At 30.2% G+C, this 6,089-nt stretch carries 5 protein-coding genes and 1 pseudogene; all 6 read right to left on the bottom strand.

Annotated features, from left to right (window positions below):
* Window positions 1–446 precede the first annotated feature (446 nt).
* Window positions 447–1,754 (bottom strand): hypothetical protein, encoded by a 1,308-nt coding sequence (locus DWY93_RS16285; protein ID WP_207658711.1) that lies wholly within the window; start codon window positions 1,752–1,754, stop codon window positions 447–449.
* 5 nt (window positions 1,755–1,759) lie between these two features.
* The gene (locus tag DWY93_RS16280; RefSeq protein ID WP_117472706.1) at window positions 1,760–2,875 is read right to left on the bottom strand and encodes a hypothetical protein; all 1,116 of its coding nucleotides are present in this window, start codon (window positions 2,873–2,875) and stop codon (window positions 1,760–1,762) included.
* Window positions 2,876–2,877: 2 nt separating this feature from the next.
* Window positions 2,878–3,513, bottom strand: a complete 636-nt coding sequence (locus DWY93_RS16275) for a hypothetical protein (RefSeq protein ID WP_117471377.1) — start codon at window positions 3,511–3,513, stop codon at window positions 2,878–2,880.
* A 1-nt stretch (window position 3,514) separates the two neighbouring features.
* Entirely contained in the window at window positions 3,515–5,551 is a 2,037-nt protein-coding gene (locus DWY93_RS16270; protein ID WP_117471376.1) for a chromosome partitioning protein ParA, read from the bottom strand.
* A gap of 2 nt (window positions 5,552–5,553) precedes the next feature.
* Window positions 5,554–5,889, bottom strand: a complete 336-nt coding sequence (locus DWY93_RS16265; RefSeq protein ID WP_347466504.1) for a helix-turn-helix transcriptional regulator — start codon at window positions 5,887–5,889, stop codon at window positions 5,554–5,556.
* Window positions 5,886–6,089 (bottom strand): annotated as a pseudogene (locus DWY93_RS17330) (hypothetical protein); the annotation flags it as partial. The gene DWY93_RS16265 and the pseudogene DWY93_RS17330, both read right to left, overlap by 4 nt.

Below are 6,089 nucleotides of genomic sequence, written 5' to 3'. Positions count from 1 at the left end.
TTATTAGCCACTACTGTTACAACGTTAGTATAGCACTTCATCATCATATGTAGCCTTAGTCTCTGCAGATGTTATATCCATATCATCAAGTTCAATCGTGACATTAATGTAATCATCCGGCTTTTGTTTCAGTTGGGACAAAAGAACAACCGTCTCTACATGCAGTGAAAGTTTCTTCTTATACTAAATAGCGAAACCGTCACCTTTTGCGAAAAGGTTTATACCCCACTTATGGAGGATAGCGTTTACCCTACTTACCTTCTGACATTCCTAACTAATCCGTATTTATTCATCAATACGAAAAAAGTTAACTCTGCCAAAAAAGTTCGTCTTATAAATATTCCCGTTTCTTTCCGTAGAGAGCAATTAAGAATATTTTTGCAGCTTCCTGCTGCCAGAAATAACTCCTATTCTAACAGCAGGCTGCAAAATTAAACAATCCATTTCTATTTTCTTAATACAATTACACTTTCTCTCAAACCTTCACTAATACCCTTTTGCTGGCTACTAGTTCTAACCCTCCGAGCTTCTCTAATTTCTTCAACTTTAAACCCATTATTTTCTGCGATTTTGCACACAATCATATCAACTTCTATTTCCACGTTATAGTATGCTGAATTTGCAACATTAAAAAAAATCATTCCATCCGATGCCATTTTTTTACTCAACCCACTAAATAACGTATTGATATCTAAAAAGTACCCTCTAATCATATTTAATAATTCATTATTCCAAAACTTATCTTTATATTTTTCAATATCTTCTAATGCTTTCTTTAATTCATCAATTTCTAAAGTCTCTAATTCCCCCCATTTAATCTGTACGTGTGAACGCAAAGTTTTTTCTCTCAACTGCCGCACAGCAGTTAAGTCCTCCATATATCCTAAACTTTTTAATTCAACCATATAAGTATCTGTATAATCTCGTGAATTAAGATATGGAGGTGATGTAATAACCAGATTAATTGTATTATCAGGAATTTTACTAAATATCAGTTTTCTACAATCTCCATGATAACAATATTGCCTATTACTAAACAATTTTTTCTTAGATTTTATTTTTTCCATCTGTAAAATATCTGCTCTAAAAACATTATTAAGCCTATTTAAAAATATCTTATGCACATCTTTTCGAGAATAATTTATAACCTCTTTCCAATTTTCTTTATAAGAAACGCACTTACCATTCCTATAAACATTACTGACCTCTAACAATATAGAAGCTAATGCCACTTTGAATAGCCTTTGATATTTTTTACTGTGAAACTTATTTATTCCTTCTAATATATCCAAAATCCCTAGTCTAACATCTCTATTCAAAAGCCATTTATCTATGCCCTCTTGTTCAACCAAAGTTTTAAAATCTGTCTTGATTTTTTCTTCAGAGTACACATCCGGTTCATTAAAATAACGGGCAATTTGCTCACAATAGTTGTCCAAACTTTTTGTTGTATATGTTGTTTCCATTTTACAACACGCCAAATCATACATAAACGGACTTACTTCAAACGAATAACATAAATATCCCATATCTTGTAATTCTAGAGGTGTTGTACCACTTCCAGCAAAAGGCTCTAAACAAATTATATTCTTGCCTTTATGTAGTTTTCTATATTCGTCAACAATTTTAGAAATAAATTCTTTTGAATATCCTTCTACGAATGGATACCATCTATGAATGTATACACTTTTATTTTTTCCAAATTGCATTATCGAACCATATTCGTGGCTATAATCTACTATCTTATATGACAAATATCTCACCTCCTTCTACTTGAATATACATTACTTGCTGATATTTTACTTTTCTCCATAAAGAATCTTTTACTTAAATCTAAATTAGGAATTCCCAAAACATCTTCTGGATAAATAATATCTGTATTAAAATCTCTTGCATCAAAAATTAATAAAATTGCACAATATACCGGAAATTCCAAAAAATATTCTTTATATGTATCTGCATTAGTAACATAATCCAGCAACTGATATGCTCCTGAAATTGCTCTTTTATCATCATTATAGTTTTCGAAGACTTTCATTCCCGTTGTTATAGATCGTCCCAACCATTTGATTTCAAAAACGTATACCTGATGATTATCTTCATTAAGAACTAACACATCATATCTATCACCTGTCACAGTTGTGTATTCTTTTATTACTGCATCCCGACAATGATCTTTTAAGTATTTTACAAAATCAATTTGAAAAAATTCTTCTGGCTTGTTTCTTAATAATTTAGCATATTTTTCAATGGTATCTGAATGATATTCTTTAGGAATATCATCTTTTCTCAAAAAATACCTCTTATTTATATCATACCGAATATTCTGTTCATAAAATCCCTTTAATAACTTTTCATAATCATATATACTTAACATACTTTCGGCATCCATCAAATCTTTATAACTTCTCATGAAATTGTCAGCCGAAAAAATTACTCCATCTATAAAAAGATCAATTCCTTTCATGCCTAAATGTAAAACAATTTTGTTAATTTGCTTAGAAATAGTACTACATTGTTCTACGGTTAAAATTTCTTCAGATTGTTTTATTTCGCTTACTTTATTCTGTGAATTCAAATAATAGATCTTTGAAGTTCTATTGCCGTTCTGAATAATCGTCTCAATATCTTCTGTGAAATCATATTTATATACTAATTCCTCTCCATCACATTCTTCTTCTGTCAAAACAATGCACATTTCTAATCCATATTTTGCATAATTGTTCCATTGCTTTTTCATTTTTATACTCAACTGAGTTATTTCACCCGGCGTAACATTTCGATGACCATCCAAAAGTTTCTCTAATCGAAGAATCGGATTCTCTTCAAGAACAGAATCAACCTCTTCAAAATAATCTGAAAGTATTTCGAGCATTCTTATCTTCCCCCTTTATACTTTCTATAAAGCAGGTCAAAAAATAACAATAAATATTCCTCATCTGCTTTTCTTTCTAGACTAAGCTTTTCTCTCCCGTTTTCCTCCAAATATTTCACTAATTCATTAGATAAATTATCCTCAGTATTATTTGTAGGTATCTTAGTTTTTTGATTCCCTGAATTCATATAAGAGACATTTGGATCTTCCTTTATCAGTTTTGACAAAAAATTATCTTCATAAATTGTAAGTACCTTAACTATTGTCTCCAGCCACAAAATTTTCGAAATCTCGTACTCCAATTTCATTATATGATTTTCAACTATTCTTTTTCCTTGTATAGATATTACATATTTTTCTTCTACTCTGTTAGATGTTATTTTTCGATTTACAAGCGATAGCAACCCTTTAGCAAATAGTTCCTCTATATCCGTTGTTAAATCTTTATTAATTGGCCCATACATAGTGTTATAAAAGCCATATGTCCATTCATAGTCTTTTAAAAATGCTGGTGAAAGTACTGCTGCAAAATAAAGTACACGCTGAAAGTTCGTTTTACTAACAGCGTTCCACCCTCCTTTTTCCATGAAATATGCAACAATTAAAATATCATTTTTTAATTCATATTGATTTTCCATGTTACACCTCCATAATCTCTTTAACAATATTTTCAAGCTGATTCCATTTATTTCTTTGAACTCTTGTTACCTTTCCCTTTTTTAATAAATCAAGAGTTCTCAACGTTCTTTCCTCTTTTGGAATCGACCTATACAACTCTTTTAAAAAATTTGAACTATTTAAATTTGAAGTAAAAATTATTTTATTATTAGATTCAGCAAATATTTTAAACATCATTGCAACTTGTGATTCATATGCTATATCCAAGCTTCCCTCCGGAGTTTCTGTTATAAAAAAAGTACTAAATCTTCCAATCTCATTTTGTAAATAATCAATGACCGCCATTCTAAATGCTTGATCAATAAAAAATCTTTGAGATTCTGAAACTGACCATATTCCCTTTCTTACTTGTCCATTAATTTCCGGAACATAATAAAAATGTGGTATTTTATTTAGAGTTTTACTTGTTACTGAAAGCTTACAATCCATTCCAATAAATGTACTTGCATATTTATTAAAATAGCTTGATAATCGTTCATTTAAGTTATTGATTACGCCCTTAAATTTCTGCGTATATTCAAAAAGTTCTTTCTTGTAGCCATCTCGTTCATTATATGCATCTCTAATTGCAATTTCTAAATCTGCTATGACTTTTTCTTTACTTCTTAATATTTCCGTATACATATCTCCTTGATTGGACTCTGGATTATTTTGGCTCAGTTCACTTTCTACAACAATCTTCGTCCTATTCAAATCTTCAAGTTCATTCTTCAACCTATTAATTTCTTTTTTTTGGTTCTGAAACTTCGAATTTAATCTATCTAATTGATTTTTTAGGTTATTTAACTCATTCAATTTTTCCTTCTTCTCTTCGTGTAAACAATTTAATTTTTCAACCCAATCATCATCAAACGAAATGTTTTCTGCCAATTCAGATTCACAAATCATACATCTTCCACTTTGTTTTATCTGACTAGCCTTTCTCTGGATATCTTTCGATTTTTTATTGCAGACCAGACACTTACCCTCAGTTAAGAGAGTCTTTTCAATTGTATAATAATAATCGGGTAATTTATTATATATACTCCTATATAACATTGTTTCTAACCTCTTTATCTCGGAAACAATATTATCATATGACACTGAAATATTAGCTATATTTCCCTCTGTTAAAGCGACATCTTCCGTTATTTCCTCAACCATTTCCTGTAGTGCAAATAACATCTCCTTCTTATTGGATATGTCCGTATCAATTTTGTTTTTTCTAAGAACTAATCTTTCACGATTAGTTTCATCATCAACACTAACGTCCTTCTCTTCATCTTTGCTTCCATCTTTTGTCTGATTAACAATATCATCTCTTGATTTTACTAATTCTATATATGATGCCTCTGCGACTCGTTTGTCTTCACTTTTATGCCTTCCTCTTGTATCTGCTTTGGTTATTTTTTCTTCCAATTCGTTAATTTTAAGATGATATTGTTCCTTTAAAAGCAAAATCCTTAAAATGTTATCTTGGCTATCAACTTCCCAAGCCACATTGTTTCTTCTTTCATCAAAAAAAAGAAATTCTCTTACCAACAACTCAAAATCTTGGAACTGAGAAATTTTTGAGTATTTTTCTATAATTTCTTGATAAATTCTATCATTGGGTTGAGGTATCCCCTCATCATCAATACATAATTCATCTATAGAATTATCAACTAAACTTCGTGTTATCGAAATTTTTGTTTTACCTAGATAGTATTCCAACGTAGCTCGAGCTGACATATTCATAATATCGTCTGCTTCATTATTTATTCTAGAACTAAAAAAGTCTTCGTCAATATACTCAAATTCCGGCTTTTTTGAATTCTTGGTTACCTTATTCTTTTTCTTTTTATGTCCTACTAAGCAATAAATAATAATATTAACAAATGTAGTTTTTCCAATACCATTTGCACCAACAACTGCATTAATGCCATCTTTAAACTCAAAATCAAATGTCGGCTCTTGTTGGTACAAAGTATAATTACTAATTTTTATGCTTTTCAAATTTGGCAAATACAGTTCTTTCATAACTACTTCTCCTCCTCAAATACCACATCACATATTTCGCCTATATTACATTTTAAGAATTTACAAATTCTCAAAATTATCTGCATTGATACTTCTTCATTTTTATTTAATTTGGTCATTGTATTTGGAGATAAATCAACTCCTTTTCTAAACTCTGCTTTATCCATTTCCAATTCTGCTAATTTAATCCACAATTTCTTGTAATTTATTTGTACACACATCTTTTCACACCTCTTCACGTACCTCTTTAATGTGTAATTATACCATACTAATTTAAAAAAGACCACAGGATTTCTTACAAACGCAATAGTTTCTATGGTCTTTTCAATATATTTCATTCATTTTTACATTCAATCTCCGTTCCATCCAGGAACACTACCAACAATGTTCCGTCCTCAAAAACCTTGATGTGGTCCAGCGTTTTCAGCATGAAGTCCGTATCCATCTCCGTCAAAGGTTCTATAATGGTATCGTAATTTAAGACACTTTGAGAGACTTTTTTTAATGAATCTGGTATACTGTAAGCACTATAGAAAGA

The sequence above is a fragment of the Clostridium sp. AF28-12 genome, assembly GCF_003435225.1.
GTDB lineage: Bacteria > Bacillota > Clostridia > Lachnospirales > Lachnospiraceae > Pilosibacter > Pilosibacter fragilis.
Note: the sequence above shows the minus strand (reverse complement) of the source record. Positions and strands in the feature narration are given on the sequence as shown.